The sequence below is a fragment of the Marinobacter sp. L-13 genome (assembly GCF_056857715.1).
The window spans coordinates 36,945-51,901 of sequence record NZ_JBSXNQ010000064.1 but is presented as its reverse complement, the minus strand read 5'-3'; the positions used below and the strand labels follow the sequence as shown (position 1 = coordinate 51,901).

16 protein-coding genes are annotated in these 14,957 nt (G+C 57.3%); 13 read left to right on the top strand and 3 right to left on the bottom strand.

Annotation, left to right across the window (positions count from 1 at the left end; all coding sequences use genetic code 11):
• The first annotated feature begins 75 nt into the window (after positions 1–75).
• From AC13DD_RS16745 to AC13DD_RS16735, 3 genes are read left to right on the top strand one after another with little or no spacing between them, the layout of a single operon-like run.
• Positions 76–558 carry a hypothetical protein gene (locus tag AC13DD_RS16745; protein WP_405417004.1) on the top strand — a complete coding sequence of 161 codons (483 nt, stop codon included), beginning with the start codon at positions 76–78 and terminating at the stop codon, positions 556–558.
• On the top strand, positions 558–1,325 hold the full coding sequence (locus AC13DD_RS16740; protein ID WP_405417002.1) for a DUF1828 domain-containing protein: 768 nt from the start codon (positions 558–560) through the stop codon (positions 1,323–1,325). The genes AC13DD_RS16745 and AC13DD_RS16740 overlap by 1 nt, the downstream gene beginning before the upstream one ends.
• A gap of 51 nt (positions 1,326–1,376) precedes the next feature.
• Entirely contained in the window at positions 1,377–1,853 is a 477-nt protein-coding gene (locus AC13DD_RS16735; protein WP_405417000.1) for a hypothetical protein, read from the top strand.
• 98 nt (positions 1,854–1,951) lie between these two features.
• Here the strand turns inward: AC13DD_RS16735 and AC13DD_RS16730 are convergent, their stop codons facing one another.
• Positions 1,952–2,347 carry a tautomerase family protein gene (locus AC13DD_RS16730; RefSeq protein ID WP_482901901.1) on the bottom strand — a complete coding sequence of 132 codons (396 nt, stop codon included), beginning with the start codon at positions 2,345–2,347 and terminating at the stop codon, positions 1,952–1,954.
• 68 nt (positions 2,348–2,415) lie between these two features.
• Positions 2,416–3,959 (bottom strand): IS3 family transposase gene (locus AC13DD_RS16725; RefSeq protein ID WP_085986444.1). Its coding sequence is split into 2 segments (ribosomal slippage): positions 2,416–3,488 and positions 3,488–3,959, totalling 1,545 coding nucleotides; the frame shifts between segments, so codons are not numbered across the junction.
• 41 nt (positions 3,960–4,000) lie between these two features.
• Between AC13DD_RS16725 and AC13DD_RS16720 the strand changes: the two genes are divergently transcribed.
• The 10 genes from AC13DD_RS16720 (at position 4,001) to AC13DD_RS16675 (ending at position 13,681) form a co-directional block, all read left to right on the top strand.
• A complete protein-coding gene (locus AC13DD_RS16720; protein ID WP_482931532.1) occupies positions 4,001–5,098 on the top strand; it encodes an ABC transporter substrate-binding protein in 1,098 nt (365 codons plus the stop codon).
• 77 nt (positions 5,099–5,175) lie between these two features.
• Complete coding sequence (locus tag AC13DD_RS16715; protein ID WP_053114107.1) at positions 5,176–6,225, top strand: ABC transporter permease; 1,050 nt, start codon at positions 5,176–5,178, stop codon at positions 6,223–6,225.
• On the top strand, positions 6,222–7,154 hold the full coding sequence (locus AC13DD_RS16710; RefSeq protein ID WP_273070163.1) for an ABC transporter permease: 933 nt from the start codon (positions 6,222–6,224) through the stop codon (positions 7,152–7,154). Before AC13DD_RS16715 ends, AC13DD_RS16710 begins: the two co-directional genes overlap by 4 nt.
• Positions 7,155–7,158: 4 nt before the next feature.
• On the top strand, positions 7,159–8,157 hold the full coding sequence (locus AC13DD_RS16705; protein ID WP_104271564.1) for an ABC transporter ATP-binding protein: 999 nt from the start codon (positions 7,159–7,161) through the stop codon (positions 8,155–8,157).
• Entirely contained in the window at positions 8,154–9,164 is a 1,011-nt protein-coding gene (locus AC13DD_RS16700) for an ABC transporter ATP-binding protein (RefSeq protein WP_339623875.1), read from the top strand. Before AC13DD_RS16705 ends, AC13DD_RS16700 begins: the two co-directional genes overlap by 4 nt.
• Before the next feature lie 75 nt (positions 9,165–9,239).
• Entirely contained in the window at positions 9,240–10,154 is a 915-nt protein-coding gene (locus tag AC13DD_RS16695; RefSeq protein ID WP_273070159.1) for a LysR family transcriptional regulator, read from the top strand.
• Positions 10,147–11,433, top strand: a complete 1,287-nt coding sequence (gene pepQ / locus AC13DD_RS16690; RefSeq protein ID WP_482931509.1) for a Xaa-Pro dipeptidase — start codon at positions 10,147–10,149, stop codon at positions 11,431–11,433. The genes AC13DD_RS16695 and pepQ overlap by 8 nt, the downstream gene beginning before the upstream one ends.
• 107 nt (positions 11,434–11,540) lie before the next feature.
• Entirely contained in the window at positions 11,541–11,747 is a 207-nt protein-coding gene (locus AC13DD_RS16685; protein ID WP_148610028.1) for a bacterioferritin-associated ferredoxin, read from the top strand.
• An 89-nt stretch (positions 11,748–11,836) separates the two neighbouring features.
• Positions 11,837–12,313: a bacterioferritin gene (gene bfr, locus AC13DD_RS16680; protein ID WP_014575823.1), complete on the top strand. Its 477-nt coding sequence runs from the start codon at positions 11,837–11,839 to the stop codon at positions 12,311–12,313.
• Between the two features lie 9 nt (positions 12,314–12,322).
• On the top strand, positions 12,323–13,681 hold the full coding sequence (locus tag AC13DD_RS16675) for a phosphohexomutase domain-containing protein (protein ID WP_273018254.1): 1,359 nt from the start codon (positions 12,323–12,325) through the stop codon (positions 13,679–13,681).
• A 143-nt stretch (positions 13,682–13,824) separates the two neighbouring features.
• On the opposite strand, the gene AC13DD_RS16670 is transcribed toward AC13DD_RS16675, so the two are convergent.
• Entirely contained in the window at positions 13,825–14,952 is a 1,128-nt protein-coding gene (locus AC13DD_RS16670) for a phospholipase A (RefSeq protein ID WP_104271558.1), read from the bottom strand.
• Positions 14,953–14,957 lie beyond the last annotated feature (5 nt).

Genomic DNA, 14,957 nt, shown 5'->3' with positions numbered 1-14,957 from the left:
AACACGTAGTTGATAACAATATCAGGATCATTGGCCGCGTATTTTGGTGGTCAGTACTGAGGTAGGAGGAAATGGATGTTCACCCGCCAGCAGGTCAGGGACCATATCAGGCACCCAAAGGCCGTCCGCTCCATCGTTTTTAGACCCGCCAGCAAATCGAGGGATATGCCGAAGTTCCTCAACATGAAGAGTCGTAGGGTCGAACACACAGATTTAATGGATGCTGGTGGGAACTACCGAGCTTTGTTTCTATGGCGAGATGGCGCCTACTTTGACAAGCGAAAATTCTCAGCTTGGCTATTCTTATCGCAGGGTGAAGATCTTATTCCAATCGCAAGAATGGACTATCACCCGTCGCACAAAGGGTTTCACGTCCATTTCAACTGTGAGGATGGCCGTGATTTAACCAATAGAGCTCTTCCAGGAGTCAAGGAGTTGGCTTTCGGTAAAACTCGACGGTTGGACCCGAAATTGGATATTGATCGTATTAATTTGGTCGACCAAGCTCTAAAATGCCTTGGCATTTCGTTGCCCAGCGAGCAGGGAGGGCTGTTCTAATGGACACAAAACAACTTCAGTCGGAGCTATGCAAAGGCTTCTATATTCGTCCGACAGAAGCCGGAGGTGTATCCATTTCCACGCCTTTCACCTATGACGACGGTGACAGCGTTGTTCTATTCGTTTTGCCTATATCCGACGGAACCTTCCGAATAGACGATAACGGCGAGGCCGCATTTCGGCTGATGACGGATGGCGTCAGCATCGAAAAAGGCAAGCCCCAGGCTTGGATCAAATCTTTGGAGTTCAGTCACCAGGTATTTTGGGACGAGGTGGACGAAGAGTTATTTGCTGTAGCTAGTTCAGCTGCTGAGGTGGCTGACGCGGCAATGCGTGTAGCAGAGTGTTCCGCGCAGATGCAGGTCCTGTCTGCGTTTCGGCAGGATCGCAAGATATCTGACTTCAAAGATCAAATCATGAGTGTTCTTCGGGAAGTGGAGAAGGAAACGCAGATTGAAGCTCGCTATGACTTCGCTGCTGACCCGAACCAGCAGATCTTTGTCGACGCTTACTTCATGTCGAAAATTCCGATTTCCGTTGTGGTTGCAACCTCTGGCGAGCGCTTAATGGAAGCGGAGCTACTGTGGAGCATGAGCCAGCAATTGAAGGATCCCATGCGGGTAATCGCAGTGTTTGAAGATATGACGAAATTCAGCGACAAGCAGTTGGCGCGGGCTAGTTATTACACAGATAAAGCCGTTCCTTGGAAGGGCATGCCTGCAGCCTTTCGTAAGCTTATGACAACGGAAGTTACCGGAAAACACTGATGTGGAAGTTGCTTCTGGTGTTTTCCTCTTGCCAAGGAAATTAGGTGCCCAATGAAAAATGAATCTGCTGACGATATGTGGGCGGAGCTGAAGTCCAGCAAACCCAAGATGATATTCATGATCGTCTTGGTTGTTGGTGCTCTGGCCGGTGTTTTCAGCAAAAGCTTCCAGATCCCCGGTTTTCAGGCCGAACACCTAAGCCTGTCCTATGACCAGATGATGGATCAGATCTATACTTCTGGTCTCACGTCAGCCCAGGAAGCTGAAAAGAAATCCCAGTTCGTCGGCAAGCGCGTGACCTGGACGGGGACCGTTATCGATGTTGAGCCGGGCTACCGGGGCAATAGGATTGAGCTTAGCGACGGGGATCAAAGAGCGCTGGCCGATTATTTCCTTGAGGAAGTCCCCGACAATCAGGCGCTCTCACTCTCCCAAGAAGACGTCATCCGCTTTACAGGAACGATCGATAGATTCACCGATGGAGTGCTTACCGGATATGTCCATTTTACTGATGTCGATTTAAAGTAACTCCCTGCTTTATTTGCAATACTCCGACAGCTTTAATATCTATCTATTTGCGCTTTGTCCTCAATTTTCTGAAAACCGGGACAGATCTATTAATGCGGTTATTTGGGCAAGTTGGCGCGCTTTTCCGGAGACATTCCCTTTTCCCATTCAGCTTCCTCTCCCGGCGCTGGCAAAAACCGCCCAAACTCGATCATCTGGGTGGCCGGAACGTCTTGCAGATAGATCCAGACATTTTCAGCTGTGATGTCCACGATTTGGGCAATTTCTTCAAGCATCTGGCTCATCAGGGCTTGTTTGATCTGGGTGGTTCTGCCCTCCCGAACCAGGCCGTACACATACACCTCAGGCGCGGTGTTCACTCTGCCACCCACAAAGTGATCGCCCTCATTGGCCGCATAAAACAGAACCTGGGCAAAGAACCGGGGAGCGCCGGTTTGGGCGTTGTGGGCCGTTGTGATGGCCTCGGCGATCTGTGATTTCTGCTGCGGCGACAGAGACAGATTCGCGACCGTGACGGTGCGGAGTCTGTCAACGTAGATGTCGCGTTTAAGTCATCAGCTCTTTAACAATTGGCCGCCTTTTCCGGGTTCAGAGTGACTGATTCCGGCAAGCTGAAGTTTCGGATATCACCAGACCAGCGACGCGGGTTCTCGGCTTTCGCCGCTTCGATAATCTGTTTTCGCTGGGCCAGGATCTGATCAGCTTCGCCCGTATGGCGTTGCTGAGGTGTTACGTAGTTCAAGGCGCTGTGTCGGTGCTCGGTGTTGTACCAGCGCACGAACGCCAGTACCCATTTGCGGGCCTCCTCGATCGTTCTGAAGCCGTTTACCGGGAACCCCGGGCGGAACTTCAGGGTTTTGAACAACGACTCCGAGTAGGCATTGTCGTTACTGACCCGGGGGCGACTGTTCGAGGGCGTAATACCCAGATCGTACAGTTTCTCCAAGAAGGTCGAGGCCTTCATGGGGCTGCCATTGTCGGAGTGCAGCACTAGAGGCTTGTCCTTCGTCGCCAGGTGTTCACGCCAGTAGGCCTTCTCGATGAACTCGCTGGCAAGCTCGCCGGTCTCACTGTGATAGACCTCGTGACCGACGATCTTGCGGCTGTATACGTCCAGCATCAGATACAGGTAGAACCAGGTGCCTTTTGCTGGCCCCGGCAGCCATGAGATATCCCACGACCACAGCTGGTTCGGTTCTGTGGCCTTGTGTGTAGTTGCCCTGCGCTTGCTCTGGGGCGCTTTTTGCCGACCTCTGGGGTGTACTTGATCCTTCTCCCGCAGAACCCGATAGAAGGTGGATTCCGAGGCCAGGTAGCGACCCTGATCCAGTTGATCCGCAACGATGAAGGCCGGCGGACAGCTTCGATATTCCTTCTGGTTGCACAGTGAGACCACGGCCTGACGCTCCGCCTCCGAGAGTTTATTGGTGGGTGCTGGTCTGGGCACCACCGGTCGTTGATCGGCGCTGACGGCCTTATCTGCCGTCCAGCGCTGATAAGTGCGTATACTCAGGTTCAGCAAGGCGCAGGCCTTGACCAGCCGGGCTCCGTTACCCTGAGCCTCTTGGATCAGGGTAACCGCCTGCTGGCGATCCGGGAGGCTGGTCATTCGTCCTCGTCTTTGGGGCCCCAGATCGCCTCGGCTTTTTTTGACAGCGTCAGCAGTGCAGCCGTTTCTGCCAGAGCTTTTTCCTTGCGTCGCAACTCGGCTTCGAGTTTTTTGACTCGTTTTTTCTCAGCCCTGGCCGCTTGCCGATTCTGCTTGGCCTGTTCATCCGACAGGGCATTGGCTCCCATGCAGGCGGCTTTCCAGGTTTCGATTTGTTCCGGGTAAAGGCCGTTCCTACGGCAATATTCACTAACTTCCGCCTCCGTCATCGGGGCGGTTTCCAGAACAATGCGGAACTTCTCTTCGCTACTCCACTTGTCTGGATGAGCTGAATTCGATGGCAAAACGGCACCTCGTCCTCTGGCGGCTTTACGCCAATTGTACAAGGTTGCGGTACTGATGCCTTCCTGGCTGGCCAACTCGGCAACAGTCAGACTGTGAGGTGGGGCCATCTTCTGGAGAATGGCTTCTTTACGTTCCGGTGAATAATGGGGCATGGTTGTCCTCTGAAATATTCAGGCGACAACTACGCTGACACATAGGGCCGTTCGACAGCGAGTTCTACAGCGGCCAGACCGAAGACGGCAAAGACAAGAGCGCCATCCTCAAACATGGCAACTCGTTCGCATCCGAGAATCTGTCGGGCACCGGCCCTTACACCGTGACCGAACGCAAGCAGGGTGTCCGCGTCGAGTTCGAGCGCTTCGACGACTACTGGGATACCGAGTCCCCGGGTAACGTCGGCAAGATCGTGCTGACTCCGATCAAAGAGAACAACACCCGGGTTTCTGCGCTGCTGTCCGGTGGTGTCGACTTTATCGCCCCGGTTCCGCCCAATGATCTGGAGCGGATCCGCAACGACAAGAACGCCAACCTGGTCACCATGAGTGGCACCCGCATCATCCTGTTCCACATGAACCAGGAGCGAGTGGAAGCCTTCAAGAACCCGAAGGTTCGCCAGGCGATTGCCTATGCCATCAACCAGGAAGGCATTGCCGCCAAGATCATGAAAGGCTTCGCCACCCCTGCTGCCCAGATGTCGCCTGAAGGCTACCAGGGCTATAACGAGTCCCTGACACCGCGCTTCGATGTGGCCAAGGCCCAGGAGCTGATGAAGGAAGCCGGTTACGAGGACGGTTTCACAATCACCATGATGGCGCCGAACAACCGCTACGTGAACGACGACAAGATCGCTCAGGCAGTGGCTGCCATGCTGGCGCGCATCAACATCAAGGTGGATCTGAAAACCCTGCCAAAGGCCCAGTACTGGCCGGAGTATGACAACCGCGCCGCTGACATGATGATGATCGGCTGGCACGCGGATACCGAGGACTCCGCCAACTTCTACGAGTTCCTGACCTTCTGCCCGGATGCCGACACTGGCGCTGGCCAGTACAACGCCGGTAACTACTGCAACCCGGAAATCGACGCCCTGGTACAGAAGGCCAACGTCGAGACCGACCTGGACAAGCGTGCCGCCATGCTGCAGGAAGTGGAACAGCGTCTGTACGATGATGCCGCCTTTGTTCCGCTGCACTGGCAGGACCTGGCCTGGGCCTCCAAGAAGAACGTGAATATTGAGCCGGTGCTCAATGTCATGAACTTCCCGTACCTGGGTGATCTGGTTGTTGAGTAACTGCCTTTGATGGCCGGCCGGCGCTGGAGTGATCCGGCGCCGGCCTTTTGTTTGCAAGCCTTATCCGGAAGCTTTCCATGTTAGCGTTTTTGGTTCAGCGGATTTCCCAGGCGTTTCTGGTCATGTTTGTGATCAGCGTGATTGCCTTTGCCATTCAGGATGGCCTCGGGGACCCGCTTCAGGAAATGGTGGGGATGTCCGTCTCCGAAGAGGAGAGGGAAGCCATTCGAGAGGAGCTTGGCCTGAACGACCCGATGGTGGTGCAGTACCTGCGGTTTGCAGGCAATGCGCTCCAGGGCGACCTGGGCAACTCCTATTTCTACAGCAAGCCGACCCTGGAAGTGATCGCCGAGCACCTGCCGGCGACGCTGGAGCTGGTCATCGGTGCCAGTCTGATTATTGTGTTTCTTTCCGTGCCGATTGGTGTCTATGCCGCTATCCGGCCCCAGGCATGGTTATCCAAATTCTTTATGGGCGTCAGTACCGTGGGTATTTCCATCCCGGTGTTCCTGACGGCCATTGTGCTGATTCAGCTGTTCTCCATTGGTGTGACGGTGAACTGGTTTCCGTCCGATACCGGGTGGGGGCAGTGGCTGAACGACTTCTTTTCCACTGAGGGCGGCCTGCCCTCTTACGGGCGTGGTGATGAGCTGACTCACCTGTTCGGCACCTGGGAATCGGGCTTCTTCACCGGTACCGGTCTGATGCACCTGATCCTACCGTCGGTGTCGCTGGCCTCGATCATGCTGCCGCTGTTTATCCGGCTGATCCGGGCCGAGATGATGGAAGTGCTGCAGAGCGACTATGTGCGTTACGCCCGGGCCAAGGGCCTGAGCGCCGGCCGCATCAACTTCCTGCACGCACTCAAGAACACCATGCTTCCGGTGATCACCGTGGGTGGCGTGCAGATCGGCATTATGGTGGCGTACACCATCCTTACGGAAACCGTGTTCCAGTGGCCGGGCGTGGGCCTGATGTTCCTGGAGGCCATTACCCGCAGTGACATTCCGCTGATCGTGGCTTACCTGATGGTGGTGGGCCTGATTTTCGTGGTTACCAATACCCTGGTGGATCTGATCTACGGTCTGGTGAATCCCACCGTCAAACTGACAGGAAAGAAAGCATGACAACGGCAACGGTTTCCCGCTGGTACCGCTTCCGCGAGTCCTTCTTCTGGTACAGCTTCAAGCGCGACAAGGTGGCGATTGTCAGCTTTGCCGTGCTGCTGCTGATGGTGCTGGCGGCGGTGTTCGCGCCCCTGCTGGCGCCCGCCGATCCCTACGATCTGGCGCAGATCAACATTATGAATTCTGAGCTGCCCCCGGTGGGCATGAGCGGAGCCGATCCGGCATTTCTTCTGGGCACCGACGCCCAGGGCCGGGATCTGCTGTCCACGATTCTTTACGGTACCCGGGTGTCCCTGATGATCGGTTTCGGGGCGGTGGTCCTGCAGGCGTTTCTGGGCATTCTGTTCGGTCTCCTCGCCGGCTACCTGGGTGGCAAGGTCGATGCGGTGCTGATGCGCATTGCCGATGTTCAGCTGTCGTTCTCCACCCTGATGGTTGCCATCATCGTGGGCGCAGTGTTCAAGGCGAGCTTCGGTAACCTGATGTTCGGTGAGATCGCCATTTACATGCTGATCTTCATCATCGGGGTCGCAGAGTGGCCCCAGATTGCCCGGACAGTCCGCGCCTCGGTGCTGGCGGAAAAAAAGAAGGAATACGTCGACGCCGCCAAGGTGATGGGTTTCGGGACCCGCCGGATCATGTTCCGGCACATCCTGCCCAACACCCTGTCACCGATCTTTGTTATTGCCACGGTCCAGATTGCCAACGCCATCATTTCCGAGGCGGCCCTGTCATTCCTGGGCCTGGGCATGCCGGAGACCCAGCCGTCGCTGGGGTCGCTGATCAAATCCGGCTTTGACTACATCCAGAGCGGTTCCTGGTGGATCACCCTGATCCCGGGCCTGGTGCTGGTGGTGCTCGTGCTGGTCATCAATCTGTTGGGTGACTGGTTGCGGGATGTAATGAACCCACGGCTGTACAAGGGGTAACACCATGGCACTGTTGGAAGTTAAAGATCTCGATGTGCGCTTTGCCGTGCGTGGTGGCGACCTGACAGCCCTGCGCGGCATCAGCTTCAGCCTGGACAAGGGCGAGCGCCTGGGCCTGGTGGGGGAGTCCGGTGCCGGCAAGTCGGTGGCTGCCTTTTCCATCCTGAACCTGATTGCCAAGCCGGGCTACATCGCCGGCGGACAGATCCTGTTCGAGGGCAGGGACCTCGCCGCCATGAGCGAGCGGGAGCTGCGCCGAATCCGTGGTAACCGTATCGCCATGATCTTCCAGGATCCGATGATGACCCTGAACCCGGTCCTCACCATCGGAACCCAGATGGTGGAGGCTCTCCTTGCCCATCGGAAAATCAGTAAAAAAGAAGCCCGTGCCATTGCTCTGGACCGGCTGCAGAAGGTGCAGATTCCTTCTCCGGAGAAGCGTCTCGATCAATACCCCCATGAGCTGTCCGGGGGCATGCGCCAGCGGGTGATCATTGCCATCGCCCTGCTGCTGGATCCGGAAATCATCATCGCGGATGAGCCCACGACGGCTCTGGATGTCACCATTCAGGCGGAAATCATGGATCTGCTACTGAACCTGTGCGAACAGGAGAACGTGGCGTTGATGCTGATTACCCACGATCTGGGCGTGGTTTCCCAGGTGACCCAGCGAATGCTGGTCATGTACTCCGGCCGGATTATCGAGCAGGGGCCGACCCGGGAAATTATCAACGATGCCCAGCACCCCTACACCCAGGGGCTGATCAACGCGCTGCCCCAGATGGGCGAGCCCGGCGAGCGGCTGTTCCAGATTCCCGGCTCCATGCCATCGTTGAAGAACGTGCCCTCCGGCTGTCCGTTCCATCCCCGCTGCAACTTCGCCACCGAGCAGTGCAAGCAGGCCATGCCGGAGTATGTGCGCTCGGGCAATGTGAATGTGGCCTGTTACGAAGTTGCCAACCTGATTGAACAGGAGAAACGCATGCAGGAGGCCGAATCATGACCTCCCCGTTGGTAAGTATCCGCGGTCTTGAGAAACGCTTTGACCTGTCCGGCAGCCTGCTGGAGCAGATCACCTTCGAGGGTGGCCGTTTCCGCCGCAAACAGGAAGCCGTGCACGCTATCAATGGCGTGGATCTGGAAGTGCAGAAGGGCGAGGCCCTGTGCGTGGTGGGCGAATCCGGCTGTGGCAAGTCGACCGTGGCCCGAACCGTGATGGGCCTGCTGTCGCCCAGCGCCGGCGAGATCCACTACGACGGTCAGCGTATCGATCATCTCGAGCGTAAGGATTCTCTGCCTTACCGTCGCAAGATGCAGATGATCTTCCAGAACCCCTACGCCTCCCTGAACCCCCGCATGACCATCCAGCAGACCCTGGAGGAGCCGATCCGGTTCCACCATCCGGACTGGTCGCCGGTACAGGTGCGGGACAAGATCCATGAGGTGATGCATTCGGTGGGCATTGATCCGGACTGGGGTAGCCGCTTCGGCCACGAGTTCTCCGGTGGCCAGCGCCAGCGGATCGCTATTGCCCGGGCCCTGGCAGTTGATCCGGAGTTCATCGTGGCCGACGAGCCGATCTCGGCCCTGGACGTGTCGATCCAGGCCCAGGTGCTGAACCTGCTGATGGACGCCCAGGAAAGCCGGGGCTTGACCTACCTGTTTATTACCCACGATCTGGCGGTGGTTGAGCATTTCGGCACTCGGGTTGCCGTCATGTACCTTGGGCGGGTTTGTGAGCTGGCGGATACGAAAACGCTGTTTTCCGCGCCCCGACATCCCTACACCCATGCGCTGTTGTCGGCTATTCCGAAACTGGAGGACGATCGCCCCAACCACATCCGCCTGAAAGGAGAGGTGCCGACGCCGGTGAACCTGCCGTCGGGCTGCGTGTTTCATGGGCGTTGCCCCTACGCCAACGAGCGCTGCCGGCAGGAAATTCCGCAGCTGATCACCACGGATGGCGGTACCCAGGTGGCCTGCCACGCGGTGGAAGAGGGCCGGTTGTAACGGCGCCGCTGCGATAGGCTATGATGCCAGCAGCAGAACTCGCATCGATACAACGACATACCCTCAGGGGACTCCATGGAAGTAAGCTGGTTGGAAGATTTTCTGGCGCTGGCCCGAACGCGCCATTTTTCACGTGCTGCCGAGTTGCAGCACGTGAGCCAGCCTACGTTCAGCCGCCGGATCAAATTATTGGAAGAAGCCATGGGCAGCACGCTGGTCAACCGCCAGACGCTGCCGCTCTCGCTGACGCCTGCTGGCGAGATATTCCGGGAGCTGTGCGAGCGAATCACCCGGGATGTCCGGGATACCCGTGATCGAATCAGCGCCCTTGAAGCCGAGGTGTCTGCCAGGATCAGTGTGGGTTCCACGCAGGGTCTGTTTTCGCACTTTTACCAGGGCTGGGCGAAAGACGCGGGCATTGCCGAGCGTTTGCAGCTAAATCTGAATGCCACCAGTTGGGTGGGGGAGCAGTTTCTGGAGGCGCTGGACAGTGGCGAGTGTGATCTGGTGCTGTGCTATTGGCATCCCGATCTGCCCTGGGGCGGGAGGCTGACTGCCGATAGTTACGACTGGCTGGTGCTGGCTCGCGAATCCCTGGTTCCGGTCAGTGTTGCTGGCGATCAGGGGCATCCGCGGTTTGCCTTGCCGGGCAGCCCGGAACAGCCGGTACCGCTGATCGCTTATCACAGTCGTGGTTTCCTGCAATCGGCGATTGAAGGCCATCTTGCCCGCAGCAGGTTGACGGCCAACCTGTTACCCCTGAACGAGAACACCCAGTCCGCCAGCATCAAGGCGCTGGTGAAGCAGGGTTTCGGCATGGGCTGGTTGCCCCGGCGCATGATGGAAAAAAGCGAACAGTTCGGCAGTCTGGTGCGAGCCGGTGACGAAGTCTGGGATGTCCCCCTTGAGATTCGCCTGATCCGTCTCCGTGATACCCGCTCGGACGATCTTTTAACGCTCTGGAAAACACTGGAAGATGGCCATGCCTGATGATGCGCTGTTGTCGCTGCAGACCGATCACTTGAAAGAACTGCAGGCCCGATACGAATCGGCCCTGGCAGAGCATGGCTACGACAGCCTGCTTATTGCTTCCGGCGCCGCGCCTTACCGTTATGGAGATGACCAGGCCTGGCATTTCCAGGGTTATGGTCCGTTTCTGCACTGGACCGGGCTGGCCGGTCGCGAACACTGCTGGCTCTGGATCCGGGCCGGGCACAAGCCCGTGCTCTGGCTGTTCGAACCGGTCGACTTCTGGCACGCCAATTCGCCACTGGCGGAAGAGCCCTGGCAGCAATTCATCGAGGTTCGCAGCAGTGCCTCACCCGAGGCCCCGTTGCTGGATGATCCGGAAAGCCTTGCGGTGATCGGGGATCCTGCCCTGATATGGAATATTCCGGGTGAGAAAAACCCGGAGGCTCTGTTGAGGGATCTGGACGAGACCCGCGTGTGCAAAACGCCCTACGAAATCGAGTGTCTCGCGCAGGCGAACAGACTGGCTCTGGCAGGCCACGCGGCGGCCCGGGAGGCGTTCCTGGTCGGTGAGAGCGAGTTTGGCATCAATCTGGCCTACCAGCAGGCAACCGGTCAGCGGGAAGCCGAAGCGCCTTATCACAGCATTATCGGGCTGAACGAGCACGCCGGGACGTTGCACTACCAGTATTACGATACGCAGCCGCCAGGGCAGACCCGCAGCCTGCTGATCGATGCCGGGGTCCGTTTTCGGAGCTACTGCTCCGATATAACCCGCACCACGGCAGGCCCGGGAGAGTCCCACTTCGCGGCGCTGATCCACGGTCTCGACCGGCTTCAGGTCAGGCTCTGCGACATGGTCGCGCCCGGGGTGGACTACATCGACATACATCGTAAGGCTCATGGGGGGATTGCGGCTTTGCTGTCAGCGACCGGGCTGGTGTCGGGCCTGGATGACGAGGATATTGTCGAGAAAGGCATCACCCGGGTTTTCTTTCCCCATGGCATCGGTCATTTCCTGGGCGTACAGGTTCATGATGTCGCGGGAAAGCCAACGCCGCCCCCGGAAGACGCGCCCTTCCTTCGCCTGACCCGCAGGCTGGAGCCGGGCACAGTGGTGACCATTGAACCAGGTTTCTATTTTATTCCCTCGTTGCTGGATCCCTTGCTGGAAGGGGAGTTTGGGCAATACCTGAACCGGGAGCTGATCGGCAAGCTGAGAGGCTGCGGTGGCATCCGTATTGAGGACAACGTCGTGGTGACAGAGGCCGGCTGCCGAAATCTGACCCGTGAGTCGTGAGCCCGACACACAAAACATTGCACAAAATTAAGCCAAAAGGGTTGCATTCTTGGATGCCAATGACAATAATTATCACTAACTTTTATTGTCATAGGTGAGTCACTGCTATGTACGTTTGCCTTTGCCACGGCGTAACCGATCGGGAAATTCGCGAAGCTGCCGATAACGGCATTTCCTCTATGCGCCAGCTAGGTAAAGAGCTGGGTGTAGGCACCCAATGTGGCCGCTGTGCCTGCACCGCCCGCGAAATTCTGCGTGAGAGCCGTAGGCCCGATTACCTGGCCATGGCCAATATGCTCGCCCAGCCCGCCTGACCGAATCGATTGCCCGGTTCTATTTTTCTCCGGCCTGATAAGCGGCTATCCTAGGAGTCTGATTTATTCGGCCATCAGGGAGCCCGACTATGAAAGGCGATAAAAAGGTCATCCAGCATCTGAACAAGGTCCTCGGCAACGAGCTGACCGCGATCAACCAGTACTTTCTCCATTCCCGCATGTACAAGGATTGGGGCATTACCAAGCTGGCCGCCAAGGAATACGAAGAATCCATCGACGAGATGAAGCATGCAGACCAGCTTATCGAGCGGATCCTGTTTCTCGAAGGCCTGCCTAATCTCCAGGATCTGAACAAATTGCTGATTGGCGAGAACGTCGAGGAAATGATTTCCTGCGATCTCAAACTCGAAGAAATCGCCCACACCGACCTGAAAGAGGCGATCCTCTACTGCGAGGAAGTGCAGGACTTCACCAGTCGTGAACTTTTCCGCAGCATTCTCGATAGCGAAGAAGAGCACATTGACTGGCTGGAAACCCAGCTGGAAATGATTTCCCAGATGGGTATTCAGAACTACATCCAGCTTCAGTCATCCGCCGCGGAGTAACATCAGACAATGGACTTGTCCTGTTTTAAAGCCTACGACTTGCGCGGCCGGGTGCCGGATCAACTGAATCCGGTCCTGGCGGAAAAAATCGGGCGCGCCTATGTGGAAATCACCGGTGCGAAGAAAGTGATCGTTGGCTATGACATCCGTCTGTCCAGCCCCGACATTGCCGAAGCGCTCAGCTCTGGCCTGATGGCTGCTGGTGCGGATGTGTTCGATATCGGCCTGTGCGGCACCGAGCAGGTGTATTTTGCCACCAGCCATTACAAGATGGACGGCGGCATCATGGTGACTGCCAGCCACAACCCCAAAGATCACAACGGCATGAAAATGGTCGGCCCCGAATCTCGGCCGATCAGCTCCGACAACGGTCTGAACGAGATCCGCGACCGGGTGCTGGAGCCTTTTGGTGATGCGCCCGAGCAGGGCCGCTATGAACCGCTAGAGGTGATGAGCGCCTACGTGGACCATCTCTTGGGGTACATCGATGCCGGCCCCCTCAGTCCGCTGACCATTGTCTGCAACGCCGGCAACGGTGGCGCCGGCCTGGTGATCGACGAACTCGAGCAGCACCTGCCCTTTGAATTTGTGAAAGTGCACCACCAGCCGGACGGCCATTTCCCCAACGGCGTACCCAATCCGATCCTCCCGGAAAACCGGGCGGCGACAGCCGACGACGTTATCGCAGAAGGCGCCGCCATGGGCATCGCCTGGGACGGCGACTACGACCGCTGCTTCTTCTTCGACGAGAATGGCCGTTTCATAGAGGGCTATTACATCGTTGGTTTGCTTGCCGACCAGTTCCTGCGCAAAACCGGTGGCGGCAAAGTCATTCACGACCCCCGCCTGACCTGGAACACCCTGGACTTGGTAAAAGCAGCAGGCGGCGAAGCCATCGAAAGTAAAACCGGCCACGCCTTCATCAAACAGAGGATGCGTGACGAAGACGCCGTGTACGGTGGCGAAATGAGCGCCCACCACTACTTCCGGGATTTCGCCTACTGCGACAGCGGCATGATCCCGTGGCTGCTGATCGCCGAGCGCCTCTGCCAGTCAGGCCAGACCCTGTCATCCCTCATCGATGCCCGAATCGAAGCCTACCCGGCCAGCGGCGAAATCAACCGCACCATCGATGATCCCCCCAAGGTCATCGCGGCGATTGAAGCCAAATACAGCGTTGGCGCAAAAAACGTCAGCCACGTGGACGGCGTAAGCATCGAATTCGACGACTGGCGCTTCAACCTGCGGATGTCCAACACCGAGCCGGTTGTGCGTTTGAACGTCGAATCGAGGGCGGATATTCCGTTGATGGAAGAGAAAACTGAAGAATTGCTGGCAGAAATGCAGAGGTTGAACGAGGAGAGGTAACCCCTTTTTTTGGGGCCGAGTGGGACGCTTGTCCTCATGAAACTGTGCGGAGCCAGGGATGGCGGAGCCCAAGCGTCACAGGGATGTGCCGTTAGGAGCGTGTTTCAGGAGGACAAGCGTCCCAGTCGGTCTTGCACCTGAAGTCAGAGCCAGTCGTTCAGCATAATCCCGATACCAAACCGCTGAATCCGGTGGTTGTAGTCGATAAGGCTCTCCCCATACCCGTTGTAGTACTGGAAGAACCCCTTAACCGTATCCCCCATTGGGAAACTGTACCCGAACTCCACCGACGTCTTGTTATCATCCGACCGCAGGTTATTCATCAGCCGCAACGAAAACGTCCGATCCTCGGTCAGCTTGTATACCGCATGGTAATTGGCATACCCCAGGTAGCGCTGGATGTCCGCATTATCATCGTCATTGTTCTCCGGAATCCGATACCAGGGCTGGACCATAAAGAGCCAGCGATCATAACTGTACGCGGCTGAGCCCATGATGCGATTCCAGCTCCGGGACTTCGGTTCAGACTGCCCGTTGGACTGGTGATTGAATCCGAGGGTCACGCCATTCAGTCGGCCCGGTCCGATATCCCAGTCGGTCTGGTATCGGGCGAATATCTCCGGCTCGTAGTTGGTTTCCCGGAAAGGCGCGGAGTCGTCCTGGTTGTACACCTGCCAGAACGAGGTCTGGGTATAGCCAAACCAGAGTGTTGTGCGGTCATCCAGAATTCCCGTCAGCAGTGGGACCTTGAAACTGATCTGGTACTTGGCTTCTTCCCGTTCCAGGTCGTAGTCATAACCGATGGACCCTAGCCGGGGACTGGATGGCGATTCGTTCGGGTCTTTCACCCAGCTCACCGGCAGGATGTAGGTGGGCCGGTGCCCCACAAAGCTGCCGGAAAAGGAAAACACGGCTTTCTCGGCGGCCACATAGCGGTCCACCAAGGCAGACATAACGCCTGCGTCGGAATCGCCTTCCAAGGCACTGCCGGCAACGGCATCGAGATCTTTACCATTGGGCGCCAGTTGCTCCGCGCTCTTCTCGGCCTGTTCCTTGGCGCTTTCCGATGCCTGGGCCTGGCTCTCAGTGGGTTTGTAGAGGCTGTCAAAACAGGCCAGTCGCTTGATGCCATCGTCAATCAGGGCGCACTGTTCGGGTGAATCAATGGAGGGCGCTTCCTCAGTCTGTGCCGACACGTTTACAGGCACCGACAGCATCAACGAGAAGGTAATGATGGCCGTGGGCGGCGCCAACAGGTGTGGGGATGTCATCAGGT

Bases quoted from the DNA above. Each gene is read 5' to 3' on its own strand.
- AC13DD_RS16745 (WP_405417004.1), top strand. From the start codon at position 76: ATGTTCACCCGCCAGCAGGTCAGGGACCATATCAGGCACCCAAAGGCC.
- AC13DD_RS16740 (WP_405417002.1), top strand. From the start codon at position 558: ATGGACACAAAACAACTTCAGTCGGAGCTATGCAAAGGCTTCTATATT.
- AC13DD_RS16735 (WP_405417000.1), top strand. From the start codon at position 1,377: ATGAAAAATGAATCTGCTGACGATATGTGGGCGGAGCTGAAGTCCAGC.
- AC13DD_RS16715 (WP_053114107.1), top strand. From the start codon at position 5,176: ATGTTAGCGTTTTTGGTTCAGCGGATTTCCCAGGCGTTTCTGGTCATG.
- AC13DD_RS16710 (WP_273070163.1), top strand. From the start codon at position 6,222: ATGACAACGGCAACGGTTTCCCGCTGGTACCGCTTCCGCGAGTCCTTC.
- AC13DD_RS16705 (WP_104271564.1), top strand. From the start codon at position 7,159: ATGGCACTGTTGGAAGTTAAAGATCTCGATGTGCGCTTTGCCGTGCGT.
- AC13DD_RS16700 (WP_339623875.1), top strand. From the start codon at position 8,154: ATGACCTCCCCGTTGGTAAGTATCCGCGGTCTTGAGAAACGCTTTGAC.
- AC13DD_RS16695 (WP_273070159.1), top strand. From the start codon at position 9,240: ATGGAAGTAAGCTGGTTGGAAGATTTTCTGGCGCTGGCCCGAACGCGC.
- pepQ (WP_482931509.1), top strand. From the start codon at position 10,147: ATGCCTGATGATGCGCTGTTGTCGCTGCAGACCGATCACTTGAAAGAA.
- AC13DD_RS16685 (WP_148610028.1), top strand. From the start codon at position 11,541: ATGTACGTTTGCCTTTGCCACGGCGTAACCGATCGGGAAATTCGCGAA.
- bfr (WP_014575823.1), top strand. From the start codon at position 11,837: ATGAAAGGCGATAAAAAGGTCATCCAGCATCTGAACAAGGTCCTCGGC.
- AC13DD_RS16675 (WP_273018254.1), top strand. From the start codon at position 12,323: ATGGACTTGTCCTGTTTTAAAGCCTACGACTTGCGCGGCCGGGTGCCG.
- AC13DD_RS16670 (WP_104271558.1), bottom strand. From the start codon at position 14,952: ATGACATCCCCACACCTGTTGGCGCCGCCCACGGCCATCATTACCTTC.